The sequence below is a fragment of the Bacillus salacetis genome (assembly GCF_049177075.1).
GTDB lineage: Bacteria > Bacillota > Bacilli > Bacillales > Bacillaceae_B > Rossellomorea > Rossellomorea salacetis_A.
Window position 1 is genome coordinate 4,161,446 of record NZ_CP185377.1, and the last position, 15,325, is coordinate 4,176,770.

Here is a 15,325-nt window from a genome sequence, read left to right on the forward strand (position 1 = left end):
CAGGGACACGGAGTCCCCGTATCCCATTACATTTCTTCAAATAGAGAATAGATGTCGATTAAGACTCCAAAGCTTAATGCACTTTCGCCGCCCAGAATCGTGTAGTCATACGTTCCTTTTTCTACTAGATATTCTTTAGTGACTTGCGGAATTTCATGTGTTTTTACAAGCAAGATCGGTTCATATAAAAATGCCGCCAGGACAGATCCGGATAAGGCATCTGCAAAATTTTCCCCTGTCGCAAGGAAGGCAGCATCCCCTGAAACATCAAACTCTTTCGCAACGTTTACAGAGGTTTCATAACGGTTCAAACCTGTGATTCTGGTTGCTCCCGGAAGTTCATTTTTCACACTGATACTGATCGCACTCGGTCCGCCGATGGCATAGGTTTCACTGACGCCCTTCAGAGCAGCCTTTGTCGGATCCGGCAGTTCATCCTTTTTTGTCAGCAAAATAGGCATTCCAAGGGCCGCCGCATATGGGGCCGCCGACAGAGCGTCCGGATAATTCCCGCCATCCACAACCATAGCTTGGTCATATCCTTCTAATTGACCGGCTATCTTCGCTGCCGTCTCATAACGGTTTGCTCCGGCAATTCGTTTAACGGTCAACTTCATTGTATTCCGCAAATAATCCTCCACCGACTTTGAAATCGCATTTTCCCCACCCAGAATGGTAACGGTGGAAGCGCCAAGGCGGTCAATCTCATATTCAATCGTCTCATGAAGCTTATCCTTTGGGTTCAATAAAATGGGGGCATCCAATTGATATCCCAATGGTGCGCCTGCCAGCGCATCTGGAAACGTAATATCCCTTGCAATGATGACATTTTCCGCCCCATCAGGCCATCCCGTTTGAGAAACTGCCACGCTTGTTTCATAACGGTTGTTTCCCGCAATTCTTTCAATGGATAAGTCATGCTCCTCATAAGCCACCGGCGTCCAGCCGTAGCGGGCATCTGAACTTTTCCCATCCCTCTCCGTTACTTCCACGTAGAAAGACCTGATGACACCAGGCTCTGAAGGACTAAGGTCAAACTCAAGAAGCTGATAAGAATCATGAACGTCCGTAAAAGTTGGTTCCAGCTGATTGTGATTATGGTCGAACAGCTTAAATTGCGGCTGTATTCCCGGGTCGACATCCACATCGATTAACAGTTTGTTAGAATCATCATGAATATCAAAGCTATATGTATCAATGTCCTGTGCTGCTTGAAACTTTCCTTTCATATATTGTCCTGTTTCCATGCCAGTGGCATTAGAGACAGAGTTATTCGGCTCAATTTCATCCGCGCCATAATCCGGCACCCAGTAATAAGCCTCCGCTTTTTGATAAGGTCCGAAAACCGCCGTGACTAACAAGAATGATAAAACATAAAAAGTCCATTTCTTCATTATACAAACCCCTTCTATAAAACTATCAAAATATTACATTCCGACTAGTTAATTATAGGGTAATTTACTTTTTCTGGCTAGGCTGTTTTGGATTGGAGTGCCCTGATGCAATGGGAAGAATCCCTTGGTAATGCTGTAACCACAAAAAGGGACAAGGAATTCGGCATCCCTGTCCCTTCGACATATTTCCCCGGAAATTGTTGGAATTTTTGTTGTTTATATTGTGTTTAAAGCCGGGTAATAAGTGTATATAACAAAACTAGGCCAAAAAGCAGTGCAATTCTTCATCGAGAAATCACATAAAGAACCTAATAAAGGAGCGATTTTTATGAAGATTAAAGTGAAAAGCTGGAGAATGCTTACGCTGCAGGATAAGATGTTCATTTTAAAAGCAATCAGCCAACGGTCACAATTGAAGCAGAGTGCCTGAAGGAAAACCATTGCCCCTCACGTTTAAGGCTGGCCTAGTTCATAATTTTTTTACACCTTCGAAAACTCTCCAATCAATCAGTTCCTATTATTTATGAAAGCTTGGCCTTCCAATGGCATCCAAAACATAGTGTGGGACAAGGAACCTTGCTGTCATCAGCGGGTCAACGATTTGTGAAATTTGCGATTGGCCGGCGGCGCTGAACAGCATGGTGATTTCATTCAGCGATAGATCTGTCTGCGGCAGGAGCGTATCGACCATGATTTCAACTGCACTCTTTGCTGCTTCATCCACTGTTTCTTTAGAAACGAGAACGGCAATCCCTTCATTGTTTTCGACAAACGGATACGGGATGGATGAACCTTTCACTACCTCCAGAGTGACAGTTACTTTTCCGGCTATTTCAATCCCTGATACACTGATCTCCCCGTCACCCATGGCTGCATGAAGGTCACCCAGACCGAACAATGCTCCTTCCTGGAAAACCGGCAAGTACAATGTGCTTCCCTCTGCAATCAATTTCGTATCCATGTTGCCGCCGTGAGGTCCCGGTGTTCCATTGGAAACGGCGCCTTCTTCAGGTGCAACGCCAATGACTCCAATCATCGGATTGAGCGGGATCTTCAATTTTTCATTGAACACGGCATGATTTTCTTCAATTGAAATCATTTTCACCTCGGACTCCTCGATTCTGTGCCCCATCACACCAAGACCCGGTTCCACCATCATGACTCCTTGATCGGCCAGCTCAATCTTTTCGATTTTAACTTTTAAAATATCGCCAGGCTTAGCTTCTTCTACATAAATTGCGCCAGTTGCCGGGTTGATCTGATCCCAGTCCAACGCCTTAAGCTCTGTGTCTTCTGATGTTATCTGGTCCTGAAAACAATCGCATGTTTCAATCGCAAGAGTCATGCCTGATTTTACTCTTTGTGAGATGCTGTTCTCTTTGTTGAAAGCATAGAAAATTTGATCCTTCGGAATTGTTAACAAGGGAATCCCTTCTTTCCTTTTTTTATATTAATTTTGGCTGCCTCTGGTTAAAATCCCTTCATTTTGATTACTATTGGGAATAAAGGAGGCTTTGACTTAATGGAACTCAAAAGTATTATAGGAAATATTATAAAGGATTCAGAAAAGTTTAGACAATTAAACGCTGCCAAACTAACTAAAAGTGTGGAAATCGATTATACTGCACCGACTAATGGCTATGTATATCAGTTGAAGGTTTCATTAAAAAGAGCCAAGCCTCCCATTTGGAGAAGAATCGTTGTGCAGGACCGCATCACCCTTCATCAGCTTCATAGAATCATCCAAACCGCCATGGGATGGACAGACTTATCATCATATGATTTTCATTTGGGAAATGTCATTTTTGAACCGGAGTTGATAGAGGAGGAAGATTTCGGTCTGCCGAATTTCAGGGAAGCCCATGACTCCAGTAAGGTGCTGCTCGGAAATGTTCTTCAAAAAGAGGGGCAGAAACTGAATTATACTTATGATTTCAGGAATAATTGGGAGCATCATGTAGAGCTGGAAAAAATCCTTGATGAGCAAGTAGTTTCGCCAAGATGCTTGAAGGGGAAACGCGCTGCTCCTCCTGAGGGAATCCGCGGAATTGATCATTATCTGCGTATGCTGGAACGGTTGAAGGACAGCGGGCCGGATGATGAGGAGATCAACTTTTATCGGGAGATCCTAGAGGGACTTGATCCAGAACATTTTGACCTGGACGAAACGAATCATCTCCTGCAGGAAATGGTTTTAGAATAGGACCTTTTTCGTTTTGATATCCCTTCCTCCTTTTCAACGTTTATTCCGTTTCTCAACGGGAAACTACTTATTGAACATAAGACATCTGAAAGGAGAAAATAAATTGAAAACATTCCGTGTCGATTTTCATTTTGATAAAGAAAACACCGTGTCTTTTTTTATAGAGGAGGAACGTACAGAAGCAACCGTTCTTCATAAAATTTTCGGAAATGACTCCGATCACTTTGTATTTAAGGAAGATGGCGTTCTATACAGGATTCAATTAAAAAAAGTTACTCATGTTGCTGTTTCAGAGGTGCAGGAGTAAGAGTGAGCAGTCTGGCATGCGGCCCAGACTGCTTTTTTTAATTCATATTGGAAACGACTTGGTTTCTTCCATTCCTCTTTGCTTCATATAATGCTTTGTCCGCCCGGTTCAATAAGGTATCGAGAGTATCATCATCTTGTGATTCAGTTACACCGAAACTTGCCGTGAGTGTGTAGATTGTTTCGAATTCATACTCGGCAACATGATTTCGGATTTTTTCTGCGAGAAAGTTCGTATCATAGACATCTCTATTTTTGGCAATAATGATGAACTCCTCTCCTCCCCAGCGTCCAAAAAAATCGGTTTCTTCCAGCAGTTTTTTTATAACGTTTATAAACTCTACCAGCACTTTATCACCTGTGCTATGACCATACTCGTCATTGATTAACTTAAAGTGGTCGACATCCAGATATATTATGGACATCGGCTGTTTGGAGTCCAGAGCTCTCAGAAGCTCCTCATCGATTTTTCTTCGGTTTGGCAGGCTGGTGAGATAATCAGTGTTAGCCAATTCATCCAGCACTTCAGCTTTGATGTATCTTTGTTTTACCGTCTGTAAAAAGAACAACGTTATGATGAAGACAAGGTTGGCGAAGAAATACTGAATCAACATGGGTGCTGCGGAAGTATCCACAAGATCGGGCAACTTATAAATCCCCACACCTAAAAACCAGATATAGGTGGAAACCATTGTAATAAGAGCCCACCTGATGTTTAATAGGAAGAACAGAAACATATAAAATAGGGGCATCCAAAATGTGAAGGTCCCCAGGCTCATAGTTTCTTCAAGTTCATAGTTGACTACGTAAGTGAATTTCACCGCGCTCACTATACAGATGGAGATAATCATGAATTTCTCTGCTCTTTCTATCCATTCCTTCTTGAAAAAGACGATAAAGGAACAGACGATATAAAGGAGAACCAGGAGTGGAAGAACTACTATATTGATTCGATTCGGCGCAGCCGAACGGCTTTCTTCATATAACCCCAGGCTTGAGACGAAAAGAAAAATAGGTACCAAAACAGCATAGAAACGATATTTTAATTTTTGAAGTGACAGCGGCATTGCGTTTGTCATAGTCATTCTCTCCCTATTCCACTAATGTAGCGCAAATAAAAAAACGCACTCAAAGAGGGCGCAATACCGTGATGTGCAACTGGCTGGCGTATCCTTATCGGATGGTAGCCCCTGTAGTTTTGCGTCCCAGCCTTTCGACTGATTTGCCTAAATATCCCAAATAGTACTTATTACCTATATTACACCGGAATTACTTGTAATTCAAGACATTAATGTGCACTTTAACACATTAAAGGAGTGGGGGACAGTCCCCCACTCCTTTAATGCGATAAAGCGCATCAGTATACGTTAATCAGTAATAAAAATTTCCACTAATATTTTTATTGTTTTTTTGCTATAATAGTAAATCGTAAGAGAAATGGCATCTGGCATTTATATCTTGCAAATATAAATCGATAGGTGGAAATGAATATGAGCGAAACTAAACCATACAGAGTCCTTCTGTACTACAACTATGTAACAATCGAGGATCCTGAGGCGTACACAAAGTACCACAAGAAGCGTTGTGAGGAAATGGGCCTTAAAGGACGCATTCTGATCGCGAAGGAAGGGATCAACGGAACGGTTTCCGGTACGATCGAAGCGACAGATCAATATATGGAAATGATGAAGAACGATCACCGCTTCCATGATACGGTTTTTAAAATTGATGAAGCGGATGAGCATGCTTTCAAGAAGCTTAAGGTAAAACATCGTCCGGAATTGGTGACTCTTCGCCTTGAAGATGATGTCAATCCACATGAAATCACTGGCGAATACCTAAACCCGAAAGATTTTTATGAGCAAATTCAACGTGATGATGTTGTCTTGCTTGATGCTCGAAACGATTATGAATATGATTTAGGACACTTCAGAGGAGCGATCAGACCGGATATCGAAAACTTCCGTGATCTTCCTGACTGGGTCCGTGAAAATAAAGAAATGCTTGAAGGCAAAAAGGTTATCACTTACTGCACAGGCGGAATCCGCTGTGAAAAATTCTCAGGCTGGTTGAAACGTGAAGGCTTTGAGGACGTAGCTCAGCTGCATGGTGGTATCGTCACTTACGGTTACGACCCTGAAGTTCAAGGCGACCTTTGGGACGGACAGCTTTATGTATTCGATGAAAGAATCGCTGTTCCTGTAAACCGCAAAGAGCATGTGGTTGTCGGTAAAGACTACTACACTGGCGAGCCTTGTGAGCGCTATGTGAACTGTGCTTACCCGCCATGTAACAAGAAAATCCTTTGCTCTGAAGAAAACGAGCATAAATATATGAGAAGCTGCTCTCACGAGTGCCGTACTCATGAAGAGAACCGCTATGTGATGGAGCACAACCTTTCTGAAGAAGAAGTAGCAGAAAGACTAAGAAGAATCGAAGAAGAAGACGGCGTAAAAGCCTGATATAAATGGAAAGCTTGAGGACTTAGGTCCTCAAGCTTTTTTAGTTTATTAACGCATCACTGCAGCGGGGGACAGTCCCCCGCTGCGGTGATGCGTTAATGCACTGGGGGACTGTCCCCCAGTGCTTTAAAGAGGTAAAGCGGTTAGGATTTTTTTGAGGATAATCGGTTTAGAACTTTTGTCACGGGGTATCTACTATAACGAACATAGGTACATTATATAGAACAAATTTAGACACTTCTCAACACAGATATTACATACTATAGCAATTTTCTTGAAGGTTTATGAGTGTATTTGTAGACAAGGGTAAATAATTCTGCTAAACTCATCGACAAATAATGTTCTTATTAAAGAACAAAACAACCCCTTTCTTACGTTTATCTTCTTTCTCTCGTTGTTCTTTATCAAGAATCCACTCAGCGAGAATTTTTTATATCTAATTTGTTCTTAATAAAGAAACCCACACAGGAGGCAGAAATATGAAGCTAAAACTAAGTATGTTGATAATGTTTGCACTCCTTCTCTCCGGCTGCAGTGTCCAAAAGGAATTCTTCGAGGATCTGACCCAGACCTCCCAGCCTAAAGCAAAAGCAGAAGAAATCGCTAAAACTCCGCCAAAAAACCTCAAGGAAGAGTGGGAAGAGAAAACCAAGATTGATGGCTGGACATTGGTCTGGCATGATGAGTTTTCTGAAGAGGCGTCGATGACCAACTGGAACGAGCAGGACTGGCCTTCCGATAAAAACGAAGAACTTCAATACTACTCCCCTTCCAATGTCGAAGTTAAGGATGGCCACTTAGTCATCGAAAGCAAAAAGGAAAAATTCAGAGGCCGGGAATACACTTCAGGAGCGGTTACAACCGAAAATAAATTCCAGTTCCGCTACGGAATGGTTGAAATAAGAGCCAAGCTCCCGCAAGGCAAAGGACTTTTTCCCGCCTTTTGGATGGTCCCGAGTGAAGAGAATTGGCTTCCTGAAATCAACATCATGGATTTCCTCGGCCAGAATACCAACGAATATCATCAAGTCGTTCACTGGGAGAACGAGGACGGTGAACGGATGAGGGACTATTCTCAATATATTAGCGAACAGATTGATTTTACGAAGGAATTTCATAATTTCGGTATTATCTGGGAACCGGGCAAATTAACCTGGACACTCGATGGCAATGTCGTGTTTGAAACAGAGAAGCTCTCTCCCGACATGCCGATGTATCTTTATTTGAACACCGCAGTTGGCGGAGACTGGCCGGGAGATCCGGACCCGAATGAAAAGTACCCTAAAGAGATGCTGATTGACTATGTGCGCGTCTACCAGCAGCAGGTTTTTCAGCAGCAAGAATAAGGAGGAATAGCCATGACCATGATCTATCTCACCTTTGCCGTATTCTTATGTTTTGTTTTATTCCAGACCATCTATGTAATGATTCCTTTATATAAAAATGAAAAAAAGCATGCAGTCAAAATCTCAAAGAATCATAGTTTTTCCGTCATTGTCCCTGCTTTTAATGAGGAAAAAGTGATTGAGAACTGCATCGAAGGCTTTAAAAATGTAGATTATCAGAACGCAGAACTGATCATCGTCAATGACGGCTCCAAAGATAATACACTGGGGGTTCTAAACGAAACCCTCCATTTAAAGCCTGCACAACGTATGGTCGATACCCGGTTGAAGCACGAGAGGGTCACCGGCTTTTATCAATCAAAGAAGCTTCCCGGCATTTTTGTCATCAATAAGAAGAATGGCGGGAAAGCCGACTCCCTTAACGCCGGGATCAATTTTAGCGAAAACGAAATTGTCGTCACCCTTGATGCCGACAGTATTTTAGAAAAAAATTCACTGAACGAAATGAACGCTGCCTTCCAGAAAAAAGGCGTCCTTGCCTGCGGCGGCAATGTGTTGATTTCACAAGCCTTTAATAAGGATTTGCAGCCGACCTTAAAAGTAAACAGCGTGATCAAGTTTCAATTCCTGCAATATTTATCTTCATTTTATCTTCATAAAAGGGCTCAGGCTGCCATGAATTCCATTACCGTCATCGCAGGGGCATTCGGGGCATTCAGACGGGAGACCCTTTTTGACATCAAGGGCTTTCGTAAAACTGTCGGGGAAGACATGGACATTACGTTAAAGCTTCATCGGTTTATAAAAGAGCGAGGAAAGAAAGAAAGCATCATTTTTGTACCAACCGCCCTCTGCTATACCGAGTGCCCGAGCACATTGAAGAGTATGTTCAAGCAGAGAGTCCGTTGGCAAAAAGCTTTTATAGACTGCCTGATCCATTATCGGAAAGACTACTTCCGCAAGCTTCCAAAGAAATTCTCTGTTTTCTTTTTAGTCGATCAGTTCACGATTGGAACACTCAGTGCTTTTCCTGTGCTGCTGACCCCCATCCTGCTCTATTTTAACGGCGGCCAGCTTGCGTTGCTGCTGATGCTGATGTCAGGGGCATTCCTGCTTTTTGTCTATCAAAGCTTGACCACCATGTTTGTCAGCCATCTTCACGGGCTGCGTTTCTCCAAAACAGATCTGCTGAGATTTTTGATCTTTATGCCGATTGATATTATTATTTTCCGGATGCTGGTCAATCTGTCATTTGTCGTTTACGGGACGCTGTCTTACTTTCACAGCCCCGATTCCTGGAACAAGGTGGAACGTTCAGGGAAAGTCGCTTGGAAAGGAGTCGAAAGAGCATGAAGAACACCTTTGGAAAGACTGCGTTTGCTATTGGTTTTTTAACAGTGCTGAGCATCATCGCAGTCGGATTCAGCATGACGATTGAAGAATATTCCCTGCTTGCAGAAGAGCATGACGGGCTGTTCCCGGCTGAGCAGCAAGTCGATATGGGAGCTTGTGTAAAAGGATCTGAAACGGAAGTGCGATATTTTGAGATTGATGGTGATGCGGCCGACGCCATTCCCATCCTCACTTATCACCGCATCATCAGCAAAAATGACATTGAGGAACATCATTATATAGATGGAAAAATAAATTCAATGATTGTGTATACACAGGAGTTTGCAAAACAGATGGCGTACCTTCACGAGAATGGGTATAAGACGCTGACGATGAAAGAGCTTTACGCCTATTTGAATGAAGAGATTGAGATACCAGATAAAAGTGTGGTCCTGACATTTGACGACGGATATAAAGATAATTATGAGGAAGCCTATCCGATTTTAAAAAAATATGGATTTAAGGCCACAAATTTTGTTGTCACCGGTGCCATCACGAATAAAAGATATGCTTTTTCCCCGGGCCTTTCACAATATTTCAGCATGAAAGAGATGGAGAAGGCCTGCGATGTCTTTGATTATCAAAGCCATACGTACAGCTATCATAAGCGGGATGACAAAAAGCCATTGAATGAATGGGGAGACCACCCTGCCTACCTGGTCTCGAAGTCTCAAGATGAAATCTACACCGATATCAAAACCAGTGTGCACAATCTCAATGGGGAAAATCTAGGATTTGCGTATCCTTACGGTGAATATACACCGGACACCATCCGAGTGCTGAAACAACTGGGCTTCAAAATGGCCTTCACCGTCGTGGACGAAGCGGCCACAAGGGATCACCACCTGTACGAACTCCCCCGCTACCAAATCTATCACGACGTCAACTTCGAAACCTTCAAAGGCTACGTCCAAGAATAAAAAATGGGGGACAGTCCCTTGTTACTTTAACGTAACAGGGGACTGTCCCCCACTGCTTTAGAGTGGTAAAGGATTAGAGTTCGAACTCCCACTCGTCTTTGAGTTTGAGGTAGAGGACGAGGAGGATGTTTTCGAGCTCCTCTTCTGTCTGCCTTTCGACTTCCATGCCGATTTTCGGAAGGATGATTTCGGCTACCTTCCTCGTCAATACGAGCCGTTGATTCCGCTCGACTCCCGTGAACCGCTGACTGTAGGTTTTCAGGAGCTTCCACTCTTTTGCTCCCAACGATTTCAGTGCACCTTCCTCAATATCAAAGCTGTCCTTGCTCAGCCCTCTTGACTCTATCACTTTTTCTATGGAACTCTTTTTCTTTGCTTTTTTCTTCCTTCTTTCATGGACAACGATAGTTCCTGCTGTTATATCGCCGAGACGCTTGTGCTTTTCATGAAAGAACACCATCAACATGCCGACAAAGTAGTAAGCAGGCAGCATATCTATGATTCTCATCAGATTGCGGATAAAACTTGAAAGCAGCGTGATGCTCTGACCGTTGTCCTGGATGACCCGGATGCCAATCAGTTTTTTCCCCAAAGTCCTTCCGCCTGAAAAAAACTCATAAGCTAAAAAATAGCCCCAGTTGATCACAAACAGCGCCACAACAGCGATGGCAAGCGTGCCGGAATGGAAGGCCTGCGCTTCAACAAACGGATTTTCCGTCTGCAGATTCATAATCCACACCAGCCCGAGAACCACCAGGATATTAATGATGGTCAGCAGGACCTGGTCAATCAAAAATGCAGCAGCCCTGCTCCCGAGCCCGGCCGTTTGGAACTGAAGAGACACATACTCGGGCGTCTTTATATCAACTTTTTCCTCGTGCATATTTGATTCCTCATTTCCTCAATTTTGTACTATAATAAAGATGACGGAACCATCCAAAAATTACATATTTTTCGATAAATCCCTATAAAAGCAGGTGTTCAAATGAACTCAAAACAATTCATCCAGCAGCATCGCACAGAGTGGAAGGCGCTGGAGGAACTGGTTACGACAATGTCCAAAAGAAAAAGCAAAATAAAGGGAGACGATATCGACCGCTTCAGCCGTCTGTATCAAAAAGCCGCTCAGAACCTATCCTACAGCCAGACCTACTATCCTCAAGAAGAAGTCACACCGTACTTGAATGAACTCGTCTCTAAATCTCATAATCTTTTATATCGCGACCAGACATCCAGTTGGAAGCAGGTCCGGCACTTTTTCGGTGTCACTTTCATAGGCCTTTTCCTCGAACAATGGAAGATGATTGTGTTTGCTCTGATCCTTTTTGCCATCGGGGCCGTTGGGAGCTTCTTCTCTGTCGCCGATGACCCGCTTCATATTTATTCCGTACTGCCCGAGAATATGGCCCAGAGCTTCGACCCAGAGAGCCTCGGTGAAAATGAAGGTGAAGTCGATGCCCCGATGATGTCCGCCAGCATCATGACAAACAATATCCAGGTGGCGTTCCTGGCATTCGCTGGGGGAATCACTTTTGGCATCCTGACCGTCTATCTGTTGATTTATAATGGCATCATCGTTGGTGCGATTGCCGCCCTTTTCTGGCATTATGGTAAAAGTTATGAATTCTGGGCATACATCGTGCCTCATGGGATGATCGAGCTTACCGCGATTTTCATTGCCGGCGGTGCAGGCCTGCTCATGGGCTACAAACTATTTGCACCAGGACGCTACTCACGCGGCTATCAATTAAAGCAGCAGGCTAAACGTTCTGTCCTGCTGCTTCTCGGAACGATTCCGCTGTTTGTCATCGCCGGAATCATTGAAGGATTCATCACCCCTTCGACTTTATCATTGGAAGTGAAGTACCTGATTGCCGGGTTGACGGTGGTTGGCTTGATCCTCTACATTCTGATTGGATCCATGCTGCTGAAGAAAAAACCTAAAGCAATCCCCGGTTCATAATATCGATATAGTGAGAAACGGCAGCCGCTGCCAGCTTCTCTTCCCGGGCCTCCGCCATTTGGAGGCCTCTTTTTTCCCACTTCACTTTTTCCCGTTTCTTGATCAGCAGCTGTTTCTGGGCCATGCTCTTGACCATCGTCTTTTTCACAGAATCCGGTTCATCGGCAGCCCGGTTCAAGAGTGTCCGGTCCTCTATTCCAAGCATTAAAAATAAGTGCCGCTGGCGGAGACGGTGAAGGTAATTCAGCGCTCCGCCTTCATGCAGGAAGGAGCCGACATCACTGAACAATAATAGCAGGCTGCGTTTTTTCTGAACGGTCTGCAGATAGCTTAAAACCGCTGCATAGTTTGATTCCGCGGAATCCACTTCCAGATTGTAAATGCTTTGAAGGATCGTCTGCAGATGGGCCATTCCTTTGGCAGGCGGAACGAAGACTTTGACGTCTTTTGAAAAAGCCAGGACGGAAACATAATCACCCTTCTGCAAAGCGGCTGCACTGACTGTCAGCGCCGCTTCCAACGCTCTTTCCAGGCGATTTCCTTTCGTCAGCTCCGCCCCCATCATCCGTCCGCAGTCGATCAAGACCGTAATGTACTTCCCGTGTTCCGGTTCATACTCATTGGTCATGACCTCGCGGAGCTTGGCTGTCTGACGCCAGTTGATCATCCGCGGATCATCCCCGACGGCATAATTTCTTATTTTCGAAAACTCCCCTGCCCCGCTCTTCATCTTGCGGATCTTCAAGCCCTCATACAGCAAGAACTGCTGGGCATCTTCAAGGAATCTCTTCGTGTCCGTGAGGTCCGGGATGACTTTGACGTTTTCTTCTGTTGTAAAGGTCTTCTGTTTTTCCCATAAGCCAAGTCTGCTTCGGTACCGCAGGTAAAGTTTATCAATGGAGTACTGACCCCTGACCGGTGCCGCTGTTTTATACAAAAACGAAGACGTCCCTTCGCCTGCAGAAGCTTTTAACGGTAACGGCCTTTGAAAGGATTGCGGAAGGCCGTCAACGATTTTATAGGAAAAACTTCTTGGAGAGCGGCTGGTGATCCCCACCTGGACATCATACTCCAGCGCTCGCTCCATTTCCTCCGGCATCTTCCTTGTCACAGAAATCTCTTTTTTCCTGGGTGACATGGTCAAATCAAGCAGGCTCAATAAAAGAAACACCAAATTAGCAGTGATGACCAGAGCCCAGGAAATCCCGAGGAACCCTCCGAGAAACAAGAGACCCGATAGTACAGCCCACGAAATGAGTAATCTTCCGGTCGGCAGGATTCCCTTATCGCGGAACAGGAACCGCCCCCACAAGTTCTTCAATGATCGTATCAACCGTCGCTCCCTCCAATTCCATGTGCGGCGAGATTTGGATTCTGTGCCTTAACGCAGGACGCGCTGTCATCTTGATATCGTCAGGTGTGACGTAATCCCGGCCAGCCATGTATGCCCAGGCCTGTGCCGCTTTTCCGATCGAGATGGCAGCCCTCGTGCTTGCACCGAAACGGATGGAGTTCGTGTCCCGGGTTTTGCGAACGATTTTCATGATGTAGTCGAGGACGCTGTCGGAAATCGTGACAGCCGAAACTTCTTTTCGAATCGAGGCGAAGGTTTCCGTGTCGAGTGTCGGCTCCACAGAACCCTGGCTAAACACTCCTTCAATGACTGATTTCAATACTCTTTTTTCCTCTTCCAGTTCAGGAAATTCGATGTTCAGTTTAAAAAGAAAGCGGTCCTGCTGTGCTTCAGGCAGCGGGTAAGTCCCTTCAAACTCAATCGGATTCTGGGTCGCCACCACAAAGAATACCTCCGGCAGCTGGTACGTTTCCCCTTGGATGGTCACCTGTTTCTCCTCCATCGCTTCTAAAAGAGCCGCCTGCGTTTTGGCCGGTGTCCGGTTGATTTCGTCGGCTAAAAGGATATTTGTAAAAATAGGTCCCTTCAGCGTTTCGAATGAGCTGTCTTTCATATTGTAGATCGTGCTTCCCGTGATATCGCTCGGCAGGAGGTCCGGGGTGAACTGAATGCGGCTGAACTCTCCTCCCAGAAGGCTTGCCAGCGTGCGGACCATCTGCGTTTTTCCTGTTCCGGGAACCCCTTCGATGAGGACGTGTCCCCCTGCTAAAATCGCTGAAAGCAGCAGTCTCAGGTTTGTTCGCTGCCCTAATATCCGGCTTTCATATTTTTCTAGTAAGGATGCTAGTTCTGGCTTCATCCTTCCTCCACCTCTTTCCTCAATCGATCCAATTTTTTCGACCATAGCAAGTATTCCTGTTTGGTCATTTTTTCTTTATTCAAAACAGCGGTTAAGCCATTGACGAAACTTGTGATTTCTTTTTCCGTGGCCGTCTTCCATTTGCGTCCGAGTCCCTCGGTGCTGTCGGTCCATTCCCTTGAGTAGGCAATGCCCCATTTTTCCTGAAGCAGTAATTTCACATAATCGGCCTGGATGTTCAATGAATCTGCGAATCTCTTTCCTCTGATATACCAGGCTGCAAGAGCTTTGATCCGCTCATCGCTGAACCTTACGTACTCCTCGCGAGCTGTTTCGATCGGGCCAAAGCGCTTGCCCTGATGCCAGAGCCAGAGAAGAATGAGGAGTGCTCCCTGGATTATCAGGATCAGGAACCATTGCGGATACAGCGTGACAACGGATGAAGCACTTCCGCCGCCGTGAATGTATTCGTCAAAAAGAATGGTTTCCGGGTCGGCTTCATTGAAGAGGGACAGGACGAGCGGCAGGTGGTCCTTCTCCAGGATTGTGCTGTTCGTCATCCATTCCGGTGCAATGGCAACAATCAGGCTGCCATCCCCGACCGGGCGTTGAACCGCAACCGCTCCTTCTTCATCCGAGATCAGGACTTCATCGGCAGTCGTTGTTTCGATGCGGATGGGAGCCGGCGTGTAGGTACTTTTTTCTTCGCCATTCTTATCAGTTACTGTTACTGCCTCTTCCTCCTCCTGTTCAACAGGGAGTGTTTTTACATCAAACATGCCATCCGGAACTGTTTTTAAAAGAAGGATGGTATTTCCTTGCTCCATGAACTCCCTGTACTGGCCGGTTTTTTCACTATTGGGGATTGAAAAAGGCTCGACCATCACCAGCAGCTGGTTGTCTTTTGACGTATCTAATAGATTCGGAGAGTGGGTCCAGCGGTCGACACTTCCCCGTTCATTGTCCAGGTATGTATAGATGGCTTTCGTTCCCATCGGGGCGGGTGACCCGGAAACGAAGTCCGGATACTGCTTGGGAGCACGCATGCCGATGAAGTAACTCAGCACAGCGAAGGCAAGGAGAATGACGGTAAAAATTATGAGTTTCGATTTGTTCTTGGCCATCC

14 protein-coding genes and 1 riboswitch are annotated in these 15,325 nt (G+C 45.0%); of the genes, 7 read left to right on the forward strand and 7 right to left on the reverse strand.

The features are described 5' to 3' along the window. Window positions 1-26 precede the first annotated feature (26 nt). Together ACOJQI_RS21410 and ACOJQI_RS21415 are read right to left on the reverse strand one after the other, a co-directional pair. Window positions 27-1,394 (reverse strand): cell wall-binding repeat-containing protein, encoded by a 1,368-nt coding sequence (locus ACOJQI_RS21410; protein ID WP_421381925.1) that lies wholly within the window; start codon window positions 1,392-1,394, stop codon window positions 27-29. 517 nt (window positions 1,395-1,911) lie between these two features. After that, the gene (locus tag ACOJQI_RS21415) at window positions 1,912-2,817 is read right to left on the reverse strand and encodes an acetamidase/formamidase family protein (RefSeq protein WP_421381927.1); all 906 of its coding nucleotides are present in this window, start codon (window positions 2,815-2,817) and stop codon (window positions 1,912-1,914) included. 99 nt (window positions 2,818-2,916) lie between these two features. Here ACOJQI_RS21415 and ACOJQI_RS21420 point away from each other — a divergent pair, with 99 nt between their 5' ends. Then, window positions 2,917-3,597, forward strand: a complete 681-nt coding sequence (locus tag ACOJQI_RS21420) for a plasmid pRiA4b ORF-3 family protein (protein WP_421381929.1) — start codon at window positions 2,917-2,919, stop codon at window positions 3,595-3,597. 103 nt (window positions 3,598-3,700) lie between these two features. Then, a complete protein-coding gene (locus ACOJQI_RS21425) occupies window positions 3,701-3,904 on the forward strand; it encodes a hypothetical protein (RefSeq protein WP_421381931.1) in 204 nt (67 codons plus the stop codon). A 37-nt stretch (window positions 3,905-3,941) separates the two neighbouring features. Here ACOJQI_RS21425 and ACOJQI_RS21430 read toward each other — a convergent pair whose 3' ends face one another. Then, window positions 3,942-4,982, reverse strand: coding sequence for a GGDEF domain-containing protein (locus tag ACOJQI_RS21430; RefSeq protein ID WP_421381933.1), 1,041 nt, complete (start codon window positions 4,980-4,982; stop codon window positions 3,942-3,944). Between the two features lie 71 nt (window positions 4,983-5,053). Further along, window positions 5,054-5,140, reverse strand: a riboswitch (cyclic di-GMP riboswitch). A 253-nt stretch (window positions 5,141-5,393) separates the two neighbouring features. Here ACOJQI_RS21430 and ACOJQI_RS21435 point away from each other — a divergent pair. The 4 genes from ACOJQI_RS21435 to ACOJQI_RS21450 all read left to right on the forward strand — a co-directional run bounded on the left by ACOJQI_RS21435 (window position 5,394) and on the right by ACOJQI_RS21450 (window position 10,023). Beyond that, a complete protein-coding gene (locus tag ACOJQI_RS21435; protein ID WP_421381935.1) occupies window positions 5,394-6,365 on the forward strand; it encodes a rhodanese-related sulfurtransferase in 972 nt (323 codons plus the stop codon). A 479-nt stretch (window positions 6,366-6,844) separates the two neighbouring features. Further along, on the forward strand, window positions 6,845-7,711 hold the full coding sequence (locus ACOJQI_RS21440; protein WP_421381937.1) for a glycoside hydrolase family 16 protein: 867 nt from the start codon (window positions 6,845-6,847) through the stop codon (window positions 7,709-7,711). A gap of 12 nt (window positions 7,712-7,723) precedes the next feature. After that, complete coding sequence (locus ACOJQI_RS21445; RefSeq protein WP_421381939.1) at window positions 7,724-9,064, forward strand: glycosyltransferase family 2 protein; 1,341 nt, start codon at window positions 7,724-7,726, stop codon at window positions 9,062-9,064. After that, window positions 9,061-10,023 (forward strand): polysaccharide deacetylase family protein, encoded by a 963-nt coding sequence (locus tag ACOJQI_RS21450; RefSeq protein ID WP_421381941.1) that lies wholly within the window; start codon window positions 9,061-9,063, stop codon window positions 10,021-10,023. The genes ACOJQI_RS21445 and ACOJQI_RS21450 overlap by 4 nt, the downstream gene beginning before the upstream one ends. A gap of 73 nt (window positions 10,024-10,096) precedes the next feature. On the opposite strand, the gene ACOJQI_RS21455 is transcribed toward ACOJQI_RS21450, so the two are convergent. Further along, entirely contained in the window at window positions 10,097-10,906 is an 810-nt protein-coding gene (locus ACOJQI_RS21455) for an RDD family protein (protein ID WP_421381943.1), read from the reverse strand. 102 nt (window positions 10,907-11,008) lie between these two features. Here ACOJQI_RS21455 and ACOJQI_RS21460 point away from each other — a divergent pair, with 102 nt between their 5' ends. Beyond that, window positions 11,009-11,986, forward strand: coding sequence for a stage II sporulation protein M (locus ACOJQI_RS21460; RefSeq protein ID WP_421381945.1), 978 nt, complete (start codon window positions 11,009-11,011; stop codon window positions 11,984-11,986). On the opposite strand, the gene ACOJQI_RS21465 is transcribed toward ACOJQI_RS21460, so the two are convergent. The 3 genes from ACOJQI_RS21465 to ACOJQI_RS21475 are packed head-to-tail and all read right to left on the reverse strand — an operon-like array spanning window position 11,964 to window position 15,323. Further along, the gene (locus ACOJQI_RS21465; protein WP_421381947.1) at window positions 11,964-13,319 is read right to left on the reverse strand and encodes a DUF58 domain-containing protein; all 1,356 of its coding nucleotides are present in this window, start codon (window positions 13,317-13,319) and stop codon (window positions 11,964-11,966) included. The two genes, ACOJQI_RS21460 and ACOJQI_RS21465, sit on opposite strands and share 23 nt — an antisense overlap. Next, window positions 13,270-14,199 (reverse strand): AAA family ATPase, encoded by a 930-nt coding sequence (locus ACOJQI_RS21470; protein ID WP_421381949.1) that lies wholly within the window; start codon window positions 14,197-14,199, stop codon window positions 13,270-13,272. Before ACOJQI_RS21470 ends, ACOJQI_RS21465 begins: the two co-directional genes overlap by 50 nt. Next, entirely contained in the window at window positions 14,196-15,323 is a 1,128-nt protein-coding gene (locus ACOJQI_RS21475) for a DUF4350 domain-containing protein (protein ID WP_421381951.1), read from the reverse strand. The genes ACOJQI_RS21470 and ACOJQI_RS21475 overlap by 4 nt, the downstream gene beginning before the upstream one ends. Window positions 15,324-15,325 lie beyond the last annotated feature (2 nt).